Source organism: Brevundimonas sp. KM4 (assembly GCF_000964075.1).
Taxonomy (GTDB): domain Bacteria; phylum Pseudomonadota; class Alphaproteobacteria; order Caulobacterales; family Caulobacteraceae; genus Brevundimonas; species Brevundimonas huaxiensis.
In genome coordinates this window covers 28,473-45,220 of the sequence record NZ_JZRG01000014.1, presented here as the reverse complement: position 1 = coordinate 45,220, position 16,748 = coordinate 28,473, and the positions used below count along the sequence as shown (strand labels likewise).

The following is a 16,748-nucleotide window of genomic DNA, read 5'->3' as shown; positions in this document are numbered from 1 at the left end:
ATTTCGACCAACGCTCGATAAGAGGCGAGGCGAAAGCGAACGGGGAAGTATGAGGACGAACGCCCGATGGCGCGTGATTATTACGAAGTTCTGGGTGTCGAACGCACGATCGACGCCCCCGGCCTGAAAGCCGCCTACCGCAAGCTGGCCATGGTTCACCACCCCGACCGCAACGGCGGCTCGGAAGAATCGATGGCCAAGTTCAAGGAACTGTCCGAGGCCTATACGGTGCTGTCGGACGACAACAAGCGCGCGGCCTATGATCGTTACGGCCATGCGGGCGTGAACGGCGGCGGGGGCGGCAATCCCTTCGGCCAGGGCGGCCAGGGCTTTTCGGACATCAACGACATCTTCTCCCAGGTCTTCGGCGATGCGTTCGGCGACGCCTTCGGCGGACGCCAGGGCCGGGGCCAGCAGGGCGGACCGCGCCGGGGCTCGGACCTGCGCTACGATCTGGAGATCACCCTGGAGCAGGCCTACAAGGGCGAAGACGTCGAGATCGACATCCCCTCGACCATGACCTGCGACACCTGCGAGGGGTCGGGCGCCAAGCCGGGCACCAAGCCCGTCACCTGCACCACCTGCCAGGGCGCCGGTCGCGTGCGCCAGGCCAACGGCTTCTTCCAGGTCGAACGCACCTGCCCCCGCTGCCACGGCCAGGGCCAGATGATCGCCGATCCCTGCACCACCTGCCACGGGCATGGCCAGGTTCGCAAAACCCGCACCCTGAACCTGAAAATCCCGGCCGGCGTGGACGACGGTTCGCGCATCCGTCTGTCGGGCGAGGGGGATGCGGGCCAGCGCGGCGGACCGCGCGGCGATCTGTACGTCTTCATCTCGGTCACGCCGCACGACCTGTTCGAGCGCGACAACCTGGACCTGCTGGTCACCGTGCCCGTGCCGATGACGGTGGCGGCCCTGGGCGGCGAAATCGACGCGCCCTGCCTGGTCTCCACGGCCTGCGACGGCAAGTGCAAGGCCTCGGTCGCCGTGCCGGCCGGCGCCCAGACCGGCAAGACCGTGCGCATCAAGGGCAAGGGCATGCCTCATCTGAACGGCCGCAACCGCGGCGATCTGGTTGTCGAGCTGTTCGTCGAGACGCCCACCGATCTGACCGCGCGCCAGCGTGAGTTGCTGGAAGAGCTTGCCCTGTCGTTCGGGGAGGGGCAGAACCCCAGGAATTCCAGCTTTGCCGGAAAGGCGAAGCGTTTCTGGGCCGACATCCTGGGCAATCAGGACGCGGACGGGTCGAAAGAGAACGCGGTTTGAGCGCAATCTTCCACGCCGGCATTTCCGGCTATCGCGGCCGGATGGGGCGTGCGGTCTCTCAGGTTCTGGACGCCCGCGAGGACGTGGTGGTCGCCGCCCGCTTCGATTGGGGCGAAACCGCCGACCTGTCGCTGTGCGACGTAATCATCGACTTCTCGACCCCGGCCGCCTCGGTGGCCTTGGCCCAGGGCGCAGCCGAGCGGGGCGGCCCGGCCCTGGTGATCGGTTCGACCGGCTTCACGGACGAGCAGGAGGCCGACCTGATGAAGGCCGCCGAGAAGGTCGCCATCGTCAAGAGCGGCAACTTCTCTCTGGGCGTGAACATCCTGATCGGCCTGGTCCAGCACGCGGCCCAGCGTCTGGACGCCCAGGACTGGGACATCGAGATCACCGAGGCCCACCACCGCCGCAAGGTCGATTCACCCTCGGGCACGGCCCTGATGTTGGGCGAAGCCGCCGCCGAGGGGCGGTTCGCGGATCTGGATGACCTGCGCTCCAAACCCTACGACGGGGTCCAGGGCGAGCGTGAGAGCGGCAAGATCGGCTTCTCCTCCATCCGCGCCGGCGGCATCATCGGTGAGCATACGGTGCTGTTCGCATCGGAAGACGAGGTGCTGACCCTGAGCCATTCGGCGATCGATCGGTCGCTGTTCGCCAAGGGCGCGGTCGCCGCCGCCGCCTGGGTGCGGACGCGCGGCCCCGGTCTCTATGACATGCAGGACGTGCTTGGCTTTCGGCAGGCTTAAGCCTGGGGCGCTGCGCGCCGCGCTATGGTCGCGACGCGGTCGCTCACGACTTGAGCGCTAAAAGAGATTAAGCCGCGTCTTCCTGAACAGGCAGGCCGTAGGCTTCCCACAGCGAGCGATCCTTCAGCGCCTTGGCGAGGAAGGCGACGTGGGCGGCCTGTTCCTCGGGCGTGGAGCGTGGCGCCAGAGGGCGGGGACGCTGGCCGTAGGCGGCGGTTTCGATGGCGCCGCCGGGACCACGACCGACCGGCGCGGACGACAGGTCCAGCACCCGCTCCTTGCCGCCGCGAAGCTCCAGATAGACCTCGGCCAGCAGACGGGCGTCGATCAGGGCGCCGTGCAGCGTCCGCTCGACCAGCGACACCTTGTAGCGTTTGCACAGGGCGTCCAGCGAGTTGGGCATGCCCGGAAACCGCGTCTGGGCCAGTTTCAGCGTATCGATCCAGCGCGCCTCGCCGGTGATCGGCCGGCCGCACCGCGCATATTCGAAGTCGATGAAGTTGCGGTCGAAGGCGGCGTTGTGGGCGATCATCTGCGCATCGCCGATAAATTCGATCAGCTCGTCGGCAATCTCGGCGAACTTGGGCGCATCCTTGACCTTTTCGTCGGTGATGCCGTGAACCCGGATGGCGTCGGGCGGGATCAGCCTCTCGGGATTGACGAACCGATGGAAGGTCCGCCCCGTCGGCAGCAGATCCTGAATCTCGATACAGCCGACCTCGATCAGCCGGTCGCCCGTCTTGGGGTCGAAGCCGGTGGTTTCGGTATCCAGAACGATCTCGCGCGCCATTCACCCTTAATGGCGGCATTCGCCTCAGCGCGAAAGGCTCGCCGCGCCGCGCCGGGGAGATATCCACGACGGGTCGAGAACGGCGGCGACGATCGCCTCGACCTCGGCCCGAGCAGCCTCCAAACCCCGGCCGGTGTTGATGACGAAATCGGCGCGGGCGCGCTTTTCGGCGTCCGGCATCTGGCGCGCCAGGATGGCGTCGAACCGTTCGCGGGTCATGCCGGGACGGGCCAGAACACGCTCCGCCTGGATCGCCGGATCGGCGGTGACCACAACCACGGCGTCGACAGCCCTGTCCCCACCCGTCTCGAACAGCAGGGGGATGTCCAGAACCGCCAGTTTCACACCGGCCGTGCGCGCCGCCTCCAGATCGGCCGCGCGCCCCTGGGCGACCAGGGGGTGGACGATGGTTTCCAGATGTCGAAAGGCGGTCTCGTCTTTCCCAAGCGCCTCGGCCAGACGCGTGCGATCGACCGCGCCGTCCACGACGACCCCGGGAAAGGCTTCGCCTACCGGACCGACCGCCGCACCGCCTGGCGCATAGAGGCGGTGAACTGCATCGTCGGCGTTCCAGACGACCGCGCCCAGGTCGGCGAACATGGCCGTCGTCGTCGACTTGCCCATGCCGATGGAGCCGGTGAGGCCGAGCAGGATCATGCCGTCTCGCCCAGATAGGTCATCAACAGGGCGCGAAGATCGAGAGGCGGCGGCGGGCGGCGGAACAGGGCTTCGAACGACGGCGCCGCCTGGCCGATCAACATGGCCAATCCATCCACGGTCGGCAGGCCGCGTTTGCGCGCCGCCGTCAGGAACGGCGTGGCCAATGGCTTGTACGTCATGTCCATCACCACCGTGCCGGAGGCGATCCGGTCGAAGTCGATGCTGGGCGCAACGCTGAGCGCATTGATGACCAAGGCTGCGCCGTCGAAAGCGGCCTCGGCCGTCATGACCCGAACCGACGGCCCGAGATCGGCGGCCAAAGCCTCGGCGCGTTCGGGCGAACGGTTGACGATGCGCACCTCGGCGCCGGCCTCGACCAGGGCGCCGGACCCTGCGCGGGCCGCGCCGCCGGCGCCAAGCATCACCACCGGCCGCCCGGCCACGTCCAGGTCCGGCGCCTGTTCCCTCAGGCCGCGCATCAGGCCGATCCCGTCGGAACTGTCGGCCAGCACCCGCCCGTTTTCGAACTGCAGGATGTTGGCCGAGGACGTCAGCCGCGCCGCCACCGTCGCCTGATCCGCCAGGGCGAAGGCCTGTTCCTTGAACGGCGCGGTGACGTTCAGTCCCATGATCAGACCGGCACGTCCCGCCGCGACCAGCGCCTCGAACCCGGCCGCATCGGCAGGGGCGAAGGGGACGTAGGCGCCGTCGATCCCGCCGGCCGCCATCCAGGCGTTGTGGATGACCGGGCTGAGCGAATGGGCGACCGGATTTCCGGCGATCCCGGCGACCATGGCGGCCCCGGTTATGCGGTGCGTGCTCATGCCACGATCAACCCCGCCCGACGCAGCTCTTTCAACACCGGCCAGAGCGGCAGACCCAGCACTGTGAAATAGTCGCCGTCTACCGCTTCGAACAGCTGCGAGCCCAGCCCCTCCAGCCGGTAGGACCCGACGCAGGACAGCAGGGCTTCGCCCTCCGCCGCCAGATAGGCGTCGAGGAAGGCGTCGGAGAAATCGCGCATCCGCATCTGAACCGTATCGACGCCGGACCAGACGATCTGGCCCTTGATCGCCAGCGCTGCGCCGGAGTGCAGTTGGTGAGACTTGCCGCGCATGGCCTTCAGCCGCTCGCGCGCCGCGTCCAGAGACCTGGCCTTGGAGACCAGGCCGCCGTCAAAGGCCAGGGTCTGATCCGAGCCCAGCACCCAGGCGGTCTCGTCGTCGCGCGAAACGGCCAGGGCCTTGGCTTCCGCGAGACGAACGGCGAGGGCGGCGGCGTCCAGGTCGGTCGAGACGGCCTTGATGGCGTCCTCGTCCACATCGGCGACGCGCACCTCGAAGGCGACGCCGGCGTTTTCCAGCATGGCGCGGCGAGCCGCGCTCTTGGACGCCAGGATGAGAGTTCCGTGCTCAAGCAGCCCGGAGGGCGATAGCGCAGCAGGAATGCTTTTCACCAAGTCGTCCCGATCTTGTGGTTGCGATGTTCGCTCAGCAGATTGGTGATCGCCGCCGCCGTCTCCTCCACCGAGCGGCGGGTCACGTCGATGGTTGGCCAACCGCGCCGCTCGAAGGCCCGCCGGGCCTTGATCGTCTCGTCACGCACGGCGTCCTGGTCGGTGTAGTTCGACGACTGGCTGGCGTTCAGATTGTCGATGCGGTTGCGGCGGATCTGAACCAGCCGATCCGGCGACACGGTCAGGCCGATCACCAAGGGATTCTTCAGCTTGGTCAGCCGCTCGCCGTCCTCCTGACCCGGCACCAGAGGCACGTTGGCCGCCCGGATGCCCCGGTGGGCCAGATAGATGCAGGTCGGGGTCTTGGACGTCCGGCTGACCCCGCACAGAACAACGTCGGCGCCCTCCAGCTGATCCAGCGAACCTTGGCCGTCATCGTAGGCCATGGCGAAGTCCAGCGCCGCGATACGGTTGAAATAGTCGTGGTCCAGCGCGTGCTGGGCGCCGACGCGCGTGGACAGGGCCGCGCCGAGATAGCGCGACATGGCGCCGACCAAGGGATCCAGCGCGCCGATCTGGGGCATGTCCAGGCGACGGCAGCCTTCTTCCAGCTGCTCGCGCAGATCACGGTCGACCAGGGTGTGGAGAACGACGCCCGGCGCGGACTCCACTTCCTGCAGCACCCGCTCCATCTGCTTTGACGATCGCACCAGGGAATAGATGTGCTCGATCGGAATGACGCCGTCGAAACGCGCGGTCACCGCCTTGGCCATGGCGTTCAAGGTCTCGCCGGTGGAGTCCGACACCAGGTGAACGTGGAAATAGGTGGCCAGACGGGCCGGTCCCGAGGGTCTCGCAGGGCTCATGAGACTGTCTGTCTCCCTGTTGAAAGTTGGGGGACGGCGTTGGACCGTCGGGGCGCCGTTTTCTTAGCCGCTGATCGATCCGCCCGCGAGCGGGGATGATGGTGGATCGCATCGGTCGTCGGCCGCTGGATCATCCCAAGGCGGAAAACCGAATTTCCAACCGCTGTGGAAAATCCTAATGAAAGGTTAACGACGCTTAACCGCGTTCACAGCCGCAAGCCCCCGCAAACCCTTGACCGTTAAGGTTTCGTTAGGGATTGTCCACCGGCGGGATCAGTCGTTTCGACATCCCCGTTAAGGATACGCCAGGCGTGGATATCCGCTTTTGTTCCGCCGCCGGCGATCGAGTCATCCCCGCCATTCCACCGCCCTACCTGCCACTTCGAATCTTTTAATTCTTAATCTGATTAGGGATTGAGAGCGGGGGGCTGTGACCTTAATCCTCCGGCATGACCGATCAGACCCAGACTGCCGATCCGACACCCCTGGTGCTTCGGACTCTCCGCGGGGAGACGTTGGAGCGTCCGCCGGTGTGGTTCATGCGCCAGGCCGGTCGGTATCTGCCGGAGTATCGCAAGCTGAGGGCCGAGGCGCCCGACTTCATCGCCTTCTGTCTGAACCCCGAAATGGCCGCCGAGGCGACGCTTCAGCCCATGCGGAGGTTCGGCTTCGATGCGGCCATCGTCTTCGCCGACATCCTGCTGATCCCGCGCGCCCTGGGCCAGGACGTCTGGTTCGAGACGGGGGAGGGGCCGCGTTTGGGCGAAATGCCGATCCCGGGTCGGATGGCCGAGCTCGCTCCGGCGGCAGGCGAGCATTTGTCGGCGGTGGGCGAGACCCTGTCGATCGTGCGCGCGACCCTGGAGCCTGAGCGGGCCCTGATCGGCTTCGCCGGCGCGCCCTGGACCGTGGCGACCTATATGCTGGACGGCCAGGCGCGCACCATCGGCAAGGGCGAGCGCGCCCAGGCCCGCACCTATGCCTATGCCGATCCCGAGCGCGTCGATGAGACGCTGGAGGTTCTGGTCGAGGCCACGGCCCGATATCTGAAGATGCAGGCCGACGCCGGCGCCCAGGTTCTGAAGATCTTCGAGAGCTGGGCCGAGGGTCTGCCGGACGATCTGTTCGAAAGACTGGTCCTGAAGCCCCACCAGGCGCTGGTGAAGCGTACGCGGGAGCTGGGGGTCACCGTACCCCTCATCGGCTTCCCAAGGGGCTCTGCGGCGCTTGCAGAGCGGTATGCTGAGGCGGTCGAGGTCGACGCCGTCGCCCTGGACACCGCCTGCCCGCTCGAGGTCGGTAAACGCGTGCAGCAGATCAAGCCGATCCAGGGGGCGCTCGACCCGCTGTTGTTGCGCGCCGGCGGGGATCTGCTGGACCGACGCGTCGATCAGCTGATGGAGGCCTGGGGGCAGGGGCCCTGGCTGTTCAACCTGGGCCACGGCATTTTGCCGGACGTGCCGATCGACCATGTCGAACAGGCTCTGAGACGGATCGGCGCCCAATGAGCGATGCGAATCCCGGCCGCCGCATTGCGGTGGTGCTGTTCAATCTGGGCGGGCCGGACGATCAGGCGTCGGTCAAGCCGTTCCTTTTCAACCTGTTCAACGATCCGGCCATCATCGGTCTTCCGGGGATTTTCCGCACGCCTCTGGCCAAGCTGATCGCCAGCCGGCGCGAAACCAGCGCCCAGGCCAACTACGCCCTGATGGGCGGCGGATCGCCGCTGCTGCCTGAGACCCGTCGGCAGGCCGAGGCTTTGCAGGCGGTGCTTGGCGCGCGGCTGGGCGGCGATGAGGTCAAGGTCTTCATCGCCATGCGCTACTGGCATCCGCTGACCGAAGAGACGGCGGCCGAGGTCGCCGCGTTCGGACCCGACGAAGTCGTCCTGCTGCCGCTCTATCCGCAGTTTTCGACCACGACGACGGAATCCTCGTTGAAGGCCTGGAACGCCGCCTATGCCGGGCCGGGCGTCAGCCGCGCTGTCTGCTGCTATCCGGCCGCGACAGGCTGGGTCGAGGCCCAGGCCAAGGCGATCGGTGAGAAGCTGGACGAGGCGGTGGGCCAGCCGGTGCGGGTGCTGTTCTCCGCCCACGGCATTCCCGAGACGCTGGTGACCGGCAAAGGCGATCCCTATCAGGAGCAGATCGAGACGACGGTCGCCGCCGTCGTCGCCGCCATCGAGGCGCAGCGCGGGCCGATCGACCACGCCATCTGCTACCAGAGCCGCGTCGGACCGATGAAATGGCTGGGCCCGTCAACGCCTGAAGCCATTGAAACGGCGGCCAAGGACGGCGTCGGCGTCGTCGTCACGCCTATCGCCTTCGTCTCGGAGCATATCGAGACCCTGGTCGAGCTGGATATTGAATACGGCGAACTGGCCCACGAAAAAGGGGCCAGTCCTTATTTGCGGGCGCCGGCGGTCGGGATCGCGCCGCTGTTCATCGACGCCTTGGCCGATGCGGCGGTGGACGCACTGTCCTACAGAGGCGTCGCGCCGTTCGGTCAGGGGTGCAAGGCGGACTGGAAGGCCTGTCCGCATCGCAAGGCAAGGCAGGCGGCATGAACACCTACGATCTCGCACGCGGGCTGCACATTCTGGCGGTGATCGCCTGGATGGCGGGCCTTTTGTTCCTGCCTCGGCTCTACGCCTATGACGCCGAGCAGAACGCCAAGTCCGAACCGCTGATAAGCGAGATGCAGGGCCTGCTGCGCCTGTGGCAGACGCGGCTGCTGCGCATCATACTGACCCCGGCGATGATCCTGGCCTGGGTCTTCGGTCTGTGGTTGATCCATCTCGACGTCTCGGCGCGCGGCGCCGCCTTCCTGGCCGAGCCGTGGATGGTCGCCAAGCTGGCGGGCGTCTTCCTGCTCAGCGGCTGGCATGGCTTCCTGGCGGCCCAAAGGAAGAAGATCGCGGCCGGCACGTCGAAATATTCGGGCAAGTTCTGGCGCATGACGAATGAGGTTCCGTTCGTTCTGGCGATCGTCATGGTGCTTTCGGTGACGACCGAGTGGACGTTCCGTTAAGCGGCTCCGCTTGACCTGACCCGCCGCCTGTGGTTCCGCTGGCGGCGAACCGTTTGGCGTCCTGCGCCGGCAGTCCCTCTCTTTCGTGACGCCTGCAGGCCTTGTAGCCAGCGGGAGCCCGTCGCACATCCCTTCGGCCTTACGGCCAGACATTTTCAGAGACCCGCGCCGCAGCCGTCTGGCCGCGTGCGCCCGCGAGCCTGCATCATGACCGACGTCCGCGACACCAACACCGACACCCCCGAGACCGAAGGCGTGGAGGTTGAAATCCCCACCCATCACGGGGCCGCGCACGAAGCCGGCGAGGCGGCGGGCGCCGATTCCGGCGTGGATACGACGGCGGACGACGAAGAGGACGGCGAGCCCGTCGTCGCCAACGGCCGCATCACACTCGCCGAACTGAACGAGAAGACCCCGGCCGACCTGGTCGCCTTCGCCGAACAGCTGGAGGTCGAGAACGCCTCGAACCTGCGCAAACAGGATTTGCTGTTTGCGATCCTGAAGGCCCTGGCCGACGAAGAAGTCGAGATCATCGCCGACGGCGTGCTGGAAATCCTGCCGGACGGCTTCGGCTTTCTGCGCAGCTCGGACGCCAACTATCTGCCGGGGCCGGACGACGTCTATGTCTCGCCGTCGCAGATCCGCCGCTTCGGCCTGCGTTCGGGCGACACCGTCCACGGGGCCGTCCGCGCGCCGCGCGAAGGCGAACGCTACTTCGCCTTGCTCAAGGTCGACACGATCAATCTGGAAGACCCCGAAGCGGTCAAGACCAAAGTCCTGTTTGACAACCTGACGCCCCTCTATCCCGAAGAGCGGCTGCACATGGAAATCCAGGATCCGACGCTGAAGGATCGCTCCGGCCGGGTCATCGATATCGTCGCGCCTCTGGGCAAGGGCCAACGCTGCCTGATCGTGGCGCCGCCGCGCGTGGGTAAGACGGTGATGTTGCAGAACATCGCCAAGTCGATCGAGCGGAACCACCCGGAAGTCTTGCTGATCGTCCTGCTGATCGACGAACGTCCCGAAGAAGTGACGGACATGCAGCGCACGGTGAAGGGCGAGGTTGTCGCCTCCACCTTCGACGAGCCGGCCACCCGCCACGTCGCGGTCGCCGAAATGGTGATCGAAAAGGCCAAGCGTCTGGTCGAGCACAAGAAGGACGTGGTGATCCTGCTCGACTCCATCACGCGTCTGGGCCGGGCCTACAACGCCACCGTCCCCTCGTCGGGCAAGGTGCTGACGGGCGGTGTGGACGCCAACGCCCTACAACGGCCCAAGCGCTTCTTCGGCGCGGCCCGCAATGTGGAGCAGGGCGGTTCGCTGACCATCATCGCCACGGCCCTGATCGACACCGGCAGCCGCATGGACGAAGTGATCTTCGAAGAGTTCAAGGGCACCGGCAACTCGGAAATCGTGCTGGATCGCAAGGTCGCCGACAAGCGCATCTTCCCCGCCATCGACGTGTTGAAGTCCGGCACCCGCAAGGAGGACCTGATCACGCCGAAGGATCAGCTGGCCAAGACCTATGTCCTGCGCCGCATCCTGAACCCCATGGGTCCGCAGGACGCGATCGAGTTCCTACTCGACAAGCTTCGTCAGTCGAAGAACAACTCGGACTTCTTCCAGTCGATGAACACCTGATCCGTTTTTCCTGAGGTAGCCGCGCGCCGCGCGTGCGGCGTCAGGATGGAAGAAGCGTTTCACGTGAAACAGGAAATCGCGCAATGAAGGTCAATGTGGAAGTCGAGTGCACACCGGCGGAGGCGCGCGCATTCCTCGGTCTGCCGGACGTGACGCCGCTGAACGACGCCATGGTCGCGGAGATGCAGAAGCGGATGGAGGCCAATGTCGCCGCTATGCAGCCTGACGAACTGATGAAAACCTGGACCAGCTTCGGCCTCCAGGCCCATGACCAGTTCCGTCGGCTGATGGAAGCGGCGGTGAAGTGAGCACGCGCTCGCTTCGGAGCCGCTCGGTCTGAGTTGATGATCAACACCATCTTCGCCTTGGCGACGCCGTCCGGCCAAGGGGCCATTGCGGTGATCCGTCTGTCGGGCCCCGGCGTCGAGACCGCGTTGACGGCGCTGGGCGCAACCCGCGTGAAACCGCGCATGGCGTCCGTGCGCGATCTCAGCCATGCCGGCGATCACATCGACCAAGCGCTGGTGCTGCGTTTCGTCGCGCCCAACAGCTATACGGGTGAGGATGCCGCCGAGCTGCATCTTCACGGCGGTCGGGCGATTGTCGAGTCCGCCAGCCGCGCCTTGATCGCGCTGGGCTTGCGCCCGGCCGACCCCGGCGAGTTTACGCGCCGCGCCTTCCAGAACGGCCGCATGGATCTGGCGCAGGCCGAGGCGGTCGCCGATCTGATCGATGCAGAAACCAGCGCCCAGGCCAAACAAGCCTTGGGGCAGTTGGACGGAAAACTGAGCGAGACCTATGCCGGTTTCCGTCGTGACCTTCTTCAAGCCTTGGCCTTGGTCGAGGCGGAGATCGATTTTCCCGATGAAGAGGTGCCGGACAATCTGGCCCGTACGGCGGGGCCAGTGCTGGACCGACTCGGCGCCGACCTGCGACGCGCGGTCGATACGGGGCGGCGTGGCGAACGGGTGAGGGAAGGCTATCGCATCGTCCTGATCGGAGAGACGAACGCCGGCAAGTCGTCGCTGTTCAATGCGCTGGTTGCGCGTGAAGCGGCCATCGTGACGCCGATCGCCGGCACCACGCGTGATGTGCTGGACGCCGATCTGGTGATCGGCGGCTATGCCGTGACCTTGTCGGATACGGCTGGCTTGAGAGACAGCGATGACCCGGTCGAGGCAGAGGGTGTGCGCCGCGCCCGGATGCGCGCCGAACAAGCCGACTTGCGTCTTTGGATCCGTGCGCCTGGCGACCCTGAAGGGGTGGCTGCAGGTTACGTCAAGGATGACGATCTGATCGTGGCGACCAAGTCCGACCTTGGCCTCAGTTTAGCACGCGGCGTCCATGAGACTCTGGCGGTCAGCACCACCACTGGCGATGGCTTGGCCGAGCTTCGGGACTGGATTGCTGCCCGTCTTGCGCAAGATCTGTCAGGCGCTGACTTCCCAGCTGTGACCCAGGAACGGCATCGGCTGCGTTTGCTTGAGGCGCTGGAAAGCGTCGACGCCGCGCGCGTTGCGATCAATGTCGCGCCGGAAATGGCTGGCGATGATCTGAGACGGGCTGCCGACGCTCTGGCCCGCGTCACCGGTGCGATCGGCGTCGAGGACATTCTGGGCGAAGTCTTCTCGACCTTTTGTATCGGAAAGTAGGTCCAGCCATACCAGCGTTTCACGTGAAACAGAGGCGGGTCGCGAGCCGATCCGATTAGCCCACCTCTGGCGATCATACGCGTTTTGGCTTATGTGGCGGCCATGAATTCTTCCTCTGATCTCGTGTTCGACGTCGTCGTTATCGGCGGCGGCCATGCCGGCTGTGAAGCGGCGGCGGCTTCTGCGCGCGCCGACGCCAACACGGTTCTGTTGACCCAGAAGCTGGAGACGATTGGCGAGATGTCGTGCAACCCGGCCATCGGAGGGCTGGGGAAGGGCCATCTGGTTCGCGAGATCGACGCCATGGACGGCGTCATGGGACGGCTGGCCGATGTGTCCGGCATCCAATTCCGCCTGCTTAACCGATCCAAAGGCGCCGCCGTTCGGGGCCCGCGCAGCCAGATCGACCGCCGCCTCTACCGCGAGGCCATGCAGGCCGAACTGAAGGGCACGCCCAACCTGACTCTGATGGCGGGGACGGCCGAGCGGCTTATTCTTGAAGGTAATCGGGTCGTCGGCGTCGTGACCGGCGACGGAGAGACGGTTCGGGCTGCGGCAGTCGTCCTGACGACCGGCACCTTCCTGAACGGGGTCATCCATCGCGGCGACGAGCGAACGCCGGCGGGGCGGCATGGTGAGGAGCCCTCGACGGGTCTGGCCGCCGATCTTCATGCCGCCGACCTGATGATGGGACGTCTGAAGACAGGCACGCCCGCACGCCTGGACGGTCGGACGATCGCCTGGGACCGGCTGGAAATGCAGGAAGCGGACAATACGCCGTCAGCCTTTTCATTCCTGACCGACCGGATCGACGTGCCTCAGATCGCCTGCGGCGTGACCCACACGACCGAAGAGACTCACCGGATCATCGCGGAGAATCTGGGCGAGAGCGCTGTCTATGGCGGCAAGCTGTCGGGACGGGGGCCGCGGTATTGTCCGTCGATCGAGGACAAGGTTGTTCGGTTCGCCGACAAGACCAGCCATCAGATTTTCCTGGAGCCGGAAGGCTTGGACGATCCGACGGTGTATCCGAATGGAATTTCGACCTCGGTATCGGAGCCGACGCAACTCGCCTTCCTACGCACCATTCCCGGCCTGGAAGCGGTTGAGGTTTTCCGATACGGCTACGCCATCGAATACGACTACGTCGATCCGCGCGAGCTGACAGCGGCGCTGGAGGTCAAGAAGCGTCCCGGGCTGTATCTTGCCGGACAGATCAACGGCACGACCGGCTATGAGGAAGCGGCGGCTCAGGGTCTGATGGCGGGGCTGAACGCCGCGCGGTCAGCGGCCGGGCAGGAGCCGGTGATCCTGGGGCGTGATCAGGCCTATATCGGCGTCATGATCGACGATCTGGTGACGCGCGGCGTCACCGAACCGTATCGGATGTTCACAAGCCGAGCGGAATACCGGCTGACCCTGCGAGCGGACAATGCCGACCTTCGGCTCACACCCTTTGCGATCGAGCTGGGCATCGTCGGCAATGAGCGGCGCATTCGGTTTGACGCCAAGGCCTCGGCGCTTGCGGCAGCGAGTGCTGTTTCACGTGAAACACTGTTCACGCCCAACGAGGCTGGCGCGCTCGGCATTTCGGTCAATGCTGACGGTCGGCGACGGTCGATGCGCGAACTGCTCGCCTTCCCCGATGTGACTTTGGATCAGTTCGTTTCGGCCGTGCCCGTCATCGGCGACTGGACCGATGATGTTCGCGAGCAGATTCAAATCGACGCTGGCTACGCCAACTATCTGGATCGACAGTCGCAGGGTGTGGATGCGCTGAAGGCGGAGGAGGGACTGACGCTTCCGACCGATCTCGACTATGGCGTCGTTGGCGGCTTGTCGAATGAGGTGAAGGAAAAGCTGGCGCGCGTCCAACCGCGCACCTTGGGCCAGGCTGGCCGGATCGAGGGCATGACGCCTGGCGCTTTGACGGCGCTCTTGGCCTATGTGAAGCGCGCGCCCAAGGCGTCGGTCGCCGCTTGATGTTGGAGGCAGAACAAGAGGCGTTCCGCGTACGCGCCAATGCATCTGCGGAACAGATCGCCGACCTCGAGGCCTTTCGACTGCGGTTGGTCGAGGCCAATGCGGTGATGAATCTGGTCGGCCCGGACAGTCTGCCGGACTTCTGGAACCGCCATGTCTGGGATAGTGCGCAACTGCTGGATCTAGCGCCGGACGCGAAGACTTGGGCGGATATGGGGGCAGGGGCCGGCTTTCCCGGACTGGTCCTTTCCATCATGCTGAAGGGGCGGGAAGGGGCGCATGTCTGGCTGATCGATAGCTTGGCGAAGCGCTGTCGATTTCTTCAGGAAGTGGTGGATGCGCTGTCCTTGCCGGCAACGGTCATCGTCGGTCGGGCTGAAGCGCAGTCCGTGACGTGTGACATCGTCACCGCCCGCGCCGTGGCCCCGATGGACAAACTGTTGGGTTATGCACAGCCCTACTTTCAAAGGGGTGCACAAGGTCTGTTTCTGAAGGGCGAAAAGGCCGAATCCGAGTTGATCGAGGCGGGGAAATCCTGGCATTTCGAAGCTGAACTGGCCCCGTCGCAGAGCGACCCGCGCGGCCGCATCGTGACAATCCGGAGTGTTCGACGTGCCCGCACCAGGTCGTAAGAAGCAGCCCGCCCGGGTCCTTGCCGTGTCGAACCAGAAGGGCGGCGTGGGCAAGACGACGACCGCCATCAATCTGGGCACGGCCCTGGCGGCGATCGGCGAAAAGGTGCTGATCGTGGACATGGACCCGCAGGGCAACGCCTCCACCGGATTGGGTGTTCCACGTGAAACACGGCGCGTGACCATCTACGACGTGGTGGTCGACAAGCGGTCGATCGACGATGCGGCGGTCCAGACGACCGTTCCCGGCCTGTGGATCGTGCCGGCCGACGCCGACATGTCGGGCGTGGAAATCGAACTAAGCCAGGCTGATCGCCGCTCCTATCGGCTGCGTGACGCGCTGCGGTCGCACGACGACGGCCCTACCGCGTATGACTATGTGCTGATCGACTGTCCGCCGTCGTTGAACCTTCTGACGCTGAACGCCATGGCGGCGGCGGATGCGGTGTTGGTGCCGCTGCAGTGTGAATTCTTTGCGCTGGAGGGCCTAAGCCAGCTGATGCGCACCGTCGACATGGTCAAGCACAGCCTTAACCCGGCGCTGGAAATCCAGGGTCTGGTCCTGACCATGTTCGATCGCCGCAGCGCCCTGTCGGGGCAGGTGGCCAATGATGTGCGCGCCCACTTCGGCGACAAGGTCTATGACAGCGTCATCCCACGCAATGTGCGCGTGGCCGAGGCGCCGTCGTTCGGCAAGCCGGCCCTGATCTATGATCTGAAATGCGCCGGCAGCCAGGCCTATCTGCGTCTGGCGCGCGAAGTGGTGAAGCGCGAACGCGAACGGCTGAAGCTGGCGGCCTGAGCCGCCCCTCAAGATTTGACAGAAACGGAACCGTATCTTGGCTGAACGACAAAGAGGTCTGGGCCGCGGCCTGTCGGCATTGATGGGCGAGAACGCAGAGGCGCCGACGGCGCCCGACGCGCCCGTGCCGGCCGGCGTGCAGCGCGTGCCGATCGAGAGCCTGAAACCCAATCCCGACCAGCCGCGCAAGACCTTCCGTCAGGAGGATCTGGAGGAGTTGACCGCCTCGATCCGCGACAAGGGGGTGCTGCAGCCCATCCTGGTGCGCAGCCAGCCGGGCGAGGACGGCGTCTGGCAGATCATCGCTGGCGAACGCCGCTGGCGCGCCTCGCAGGCCGCGCGCCTGACCGAGGTGCCGATCGTGATCCACGAGATGGACGACGTCGAGGTGTTCGAGGTCGCCATCGTCGAGAACGTCCAGCGCGCCGACCTGAATCCGCTGGAAGAGGCCGAGGCCTATCGCGTTCTGATGGAGCGGTTTGGCCGGACGCAGGACGCGGTTGCGGGCGTCGTGGGCAAGAGCCGCAGCCATGTCGCCAACACCCTGCGCCTGCTGCAACTGCCCGAGCGGGTGCTGTTCTATGTGCGCGAGGGCAAGCTGTCGGCCGGTCACGCGCGCGCGCTGATCAACACGCCCGACCCGGCGGAGCTGGCCGATATCGCCTTCGTCAACGGCCTGAGCGTGCGCGAGACCGAGGCCCTGGCGCGGCGCGCGGTCGAGGGGCCCAAGCCGACCAAGGCGTCTTCGGGCCGGAGCAAGGCGGGCGCGGGGTCGGCCGACGTGGTCGCCCTGCAGCAGGACCTGGCCGACGCCCTGGGCCTGAAGGTCCAGCTGTCGGATCGCAACGGCAAGGGCGATCTGACCATCCAGTACGGCTCGCTGGAGCAGCTGGATGACCTGTGCCGGCGTTTGATGCGCGGCTGAGGACGCAGACGTGCTAGGGATGGGCGCATGACCGAAGACAAGACGCCCACCGCCGCCGACAAGCTGAGACAGGCGCTCGCCGCCAAGAAGGCCAGGGCCGGGCATGGCTTCAGCGCCCAGCCCGGCGCCAAGGCCGAGGAAAAAAGCGTCGCGGCGCGCAATGTGGCCATGGCCAAGCCCGCCTTCCGCAAGGCGTCGAAGCGGGGCTGATCGCCGCCTGGAGCGCCCCTTCGTCGGGGTGCGGAAGCGGCGTCGCATCACCTTTCCGTGCGGTGGGGAAGCGACGCGCCGGCTGT

At 65.9% G+C, this 16,748-nt stretch carries 18 protein-coding genes; 13 read left to right on the top strand and 5 right to left on the bottom strand.

The features are described from left to right. Positions 1 to 66: 66 nt before the first annotated feature. Together dnaJ and dapB are read left to right on the top strand one after the other, a co-directional pair. Positions 67 to 1,269, top strand: coding sequence for a molecular chaperone DnaJ (gene dnaJ / locus VH88_RS09065; RefSeq protein ID WP_045810964.1), 1,203 nt, complete (start codon positions 67 to 69; stop codon positions 1,267 to 1,269). Beyond that, positions 1,266 to 2,015: a 4-hydroxy-tetrahydrodipicolinate reductase gene (gene dapB, locus VH88_RS09060; RefSeq protein WP_045810963.1), complete on the top strand. Its 750-nt coding sequence runs from the start codon at positions 1,266 to 1,268 to the stop codon at positions 2,013 to 2,015. Before dnaJ ends, dapB begins: the two co-directional genes overlap by 4 nt. Before the next feature lie 67 nt (positions 2,016 to 2,082). Here dapB and dnaQ read toward each other — a convergent pair whose 3' ends face one another. The 5 genes from dnaQ to VH88_RS09035 are packed head-to-tail and all read right to left on the bottom strand — an operon-like array spanning position 2,083 to position 5,787. Further along, complete coding sequence (gene dnaQ, locus VH88_RS09055; protein ID WP_045810962.1) at positions 2,083 to 2,805, bottom strand: DNA polymerase III subunit epsilon; 723 nt, start codon at positions 2,803 to 2,805, stop codon at positions 2,083 to 2,085. A 24-nt stretch (positions 2,806 to 2,829) separates the two neighbouring features. Further along, positions 2,830 to 3,462: a dephospho-CoA kinase gene (coaE, locus tag VH88_RS09050; protein WP_045810961.1), complete on the bottom strand. Its 633-nt coding sequence runs from the start codon at positions 3,460 to 3,462 to the stop codon at positions 2,830 to 2,832. Beyond that, positions 3,459 to 4,289 carry a shikimate dehydrogenase gene (locus tag VH88_RS09045; protein ID WP_045810960.1) on the bottom strand — a complete coding sequence of 277 codons (831 nt, stop codon included), beginning with the start codon at positions 4,287 to 4,289 and terminating at the stop codon, positions 3,459 to 3,461. Before VH88_RS09045 ends, coaE begins: the two co-directional genes overlap by 4 nt. Next, a complete protein-coding gene (locus tag VH88_RS09040; protein ID WP_255360411.1) occupies positions 4,286 to 4,921 on the bottom strand; it encodes a nucleoside triphosphate pyrophosphatase in 636 nt (211 codons plus the stop codon). The genes VH88_RS09045 and VH88_RS09040 overlap by 4 nt, the downstream gene beginning before the upstream one ends. After that, complete coding sequence (locus VH88_RS09035) at positions 4,918 to 5,787, bottom strand: pyruvate, water dikinase regulatory protein (RefSeq protein WP_045810959.1); 870 nt, start codon at positions 5,785 to 5,787, stop codon at positions 4,918 to 4,920. Before VH88_RS09035 ends, VH88_RS09040 begins: the two co-directional genes overlap by 4 nt. 449 nt (positions 5,788 to 6,236) lie before the next feature. Here VH88_RS09035 and hemE point away from each other — a divergent pair, with 449 nt between their 5' ends. The 11 genes from hemE (at position 6,237) to VH88_RS08980 (ending at position 16,662) form a co-directional block, all read left to right on the top strand. Continuing rightward, entirely contained in the window at positions 6,237 to 7,295 is a 1,059-nt protein-coding gene (gene hemE, locus VH88_RS09030) for a uroporphyrinogen decarboxylase (protein ID WP_045810958.1), read from the top strand. Continuing rightward, positions 7,292 to 8,353 (top strand): ferrochelatase, encoded by a 1,062-nt coding sequence (gene hemH, locus VH88_RS09025; protein WP_045810957.1) that lies wholly within the window; start codon positions 7,292 to 7,294, stop codon positions 8,351 to 8,353. Before hemE ends, hemH begins: the two co-directional genes overlap by 4 nt. Further along, positions 8,350 to 8,817 carry a CopD family protein gene (locus tag VH88_RS09020; RefSeq protein WP_045810956.1) on the top strand — a complete coding sequence of 156 codons (468 nt, stop codon included), beginning with the start codon at positions 8,350 to 8,352 and terminating at the stop codon, positions 8,815 to 8,817. The genes hemH and VH88_RS09020 overlap by 4 nt, the downstream gene beginning before the upstream one ends. Positions 8,818 to 9,024: 207 nt before the next feature. Then, positions 9,025 to 10,458 carry a transcription termination factor Rho gene (gene rho / locus VH88_RS09015; protein WP_045810955.1) on the top strand — a complete coding sequence of 478 codons (1,434 nt, stop codon included), beginning with the start codon at positions 9,025 to 9,027 and terminating at the stop codon, positions 10,456 to 10,458. A gap of 83 nt (positions 10,459 to 10,541) precedes the next feature. Further along, positions 10,542 to 10,766: a DUF6489 family protein gene (locus VH88_RS09010; protein ID WP_045810954.1), complete on the top strand. Its 225-nt coding sequence runs from the start codon at positions 10,542 to 10,544 to the stop codon at positions 10,764 to 10,766. Between the two features lie 36 nt (positions 10,767 to 10,802). Then, positions 10,803 to 12,110, top strand: a complete 1,308-nt coding sequence (gene mnmE / locus VH88_RS09005; protein WP_045810953.1) for a tRNA uridine-5-carboxymethylaminomethyl(34) synthesis GTPase MnmE — start codon at positions 10,803 to 10,805, stop codon at positions 12,108 to 12,110. 102 nt (positions 12,111 to 12,212) lie between these two features. Further along, positions 12,213 to 14,093 carry a tRNA uridine-5-carboxymethylaminomethyl(34) synthesis enzyme MnmG gene (gene mnmG, locus VH88_RS09000; protein ID WP_197071040.1) on the top strand — a complete coding sequence of 627 codons (1,881 nt, stop codon included), beginning with the start codon at positions 12,213 to 12,215 and terminating at the stop codon, positions 14,091 to 14,093. Further along, the gene (gene rsmG, locus VH88_RS08995; protein ID WP_045810951.1) at positions 14,093 to 14,725 is read left to right on the top strand and encodes a 16S rRNA (guanine(527)-N(7))-methyltransferase RsmG; all 633 of its coding nucleotides are present in this window, start codon (positions 14,093 to 14,095) and stop codon (positions 14,723 to 14,725) included. The genes mnmG and rsmG overlap by 1 nt, the downstream gene beginning before the upstream one ends. Next, positions 14,706 to 15,527: a ParA family protein gene (locus tag VH88_RS08990; protein ID WP_045811025.1), complete on the top strand. Its 822-nt coding sequence runs from the start codon at positions 14,706 to 14,708 to the stop codon at positions 15,525 to 15,527. Before rsmG ends, VH88_RS08990 begins: the two co-directional genes overlap by 20 nt. 37 nt (positions 15,528 to 15,564) lie before the next feature. Further along, positions 15,565 to 16,452, top strand: a complete 888-nt coding sequence (locus VH88_RS08985; RefSeq protein ID WP_045810950.1) for a ParB/RepB/Spo0J family partition protein — start codon at positions 15,565 to 15,567, stop codon at positions 16,450 to 16,452. A 27-nt stretch (positions 16,453 to 16,479) separates the two neighbouring features. Then, positions 16,480 to 16,662, top strand: a complete 183-nt coding sequence (locus VH88_RS08980; RefSeq protein WP_045810949.1) for a hypothetical protein — start codon at positions 16,480 to 16,482, stop codon at positions 16,660 to 16,662. The last annotated feature ends 86 nt before the right edge of the window (positions 16,663 to 16,748 follow it).

Bases quoted from the DNA above. Each gene is read 5' to 3' on its own strand.
- VH88_RS09010 (WP_045810954.1), top strand. From the start codon at position 10,542: ATGAAGGTCAATGTGGAAGTCGAGTGCACACCGGCGGAGGCGCGCGCA.
- dnaJ (WP_045810964.1), top strand. From the start codon at position 67: ATGGCGCGTGATTATTACGAAGTTCTGGGTGTCGAACGCACGATCGAC.
- rsmG (WP_045810951.1), top strand. From the start codon at position 14,093: ATGTTGGAGGCAGAACAAGAGGCGTTCCGCGTACGCGCCAATGCATCT.
- VH88_RS08980 (WP_045810949.1), top strand. From the start codon at position 16,480: ATGACCGAAGACAAGACGCCCACCGCCGCCGACAAGCTGAGACAGGCG.
- mnmE (WP_045810953.1), top strand. From the start codon at position 10,803: ATGATCAACACCATCTTCGCCTTGGCGACGCCGTCCGGCCAAGGGGCC.
- dnaQ (WP_045810962.1), bottom strand. From the start codon at position 2,805: ATGGCGCGCGAGATCGTTCTGGATACCGAAACCACCGGCTTCGACCCC.
- hemE (WP_045810958.1), top strand. From the start codon at position 6,237: ATGACCGATCAGACCCAGACTGCCGATCCGACACCCCTGGTGCTTCGG.
- VH88_RS09020 (WP_045810956.1), top strand. From the start codon at position 8,350: ATGAACACCTACGATCTCGCACGCGGGCTGCACATTCTGGCGGTGATC.
- hemH (WP_045810957.1), top strand. From the start codon at position 7,292: ATGAGCGATGCGAATCCCGGCCGCCGCATTGCGGTGGTGCTGTTCAAT.
- mnmG (WP_197071040.1), top strand. From the start codon at position 12,213: ATGAATTCTTCCTCTGATCTCGTGTTCGACGTCGTCGTTATCGGCGGC.
- coaE (WP_045810961.1), bottom strand. From the start codon at position 3,462: ATGATCCTGCTCGGCCTCACCGGCTCCATCGGCATGGGCAAGTCGACG.
- VH88_RS09045 (WP_045810960.1), bottom strand. From the start codon at position 4,289: ATGAGCACGCACCGCATAACCGGGGCCGCCATGGTCGCCGGGATCGCC.
- rho (WP_045810955.1), top strand. From the start codon at position 9,025: ATGACCGACGTCCGCGACACCAACACCGACACCCCCGAGACCGAAGGC.
- VH88_RS09035 (WP_045810959.1), bottom strand. From the start codon at position 5,787: ATGAGCCCTGCGAGACCCTCGGGACCGGCCCGTCTGGCCACCTATTTC.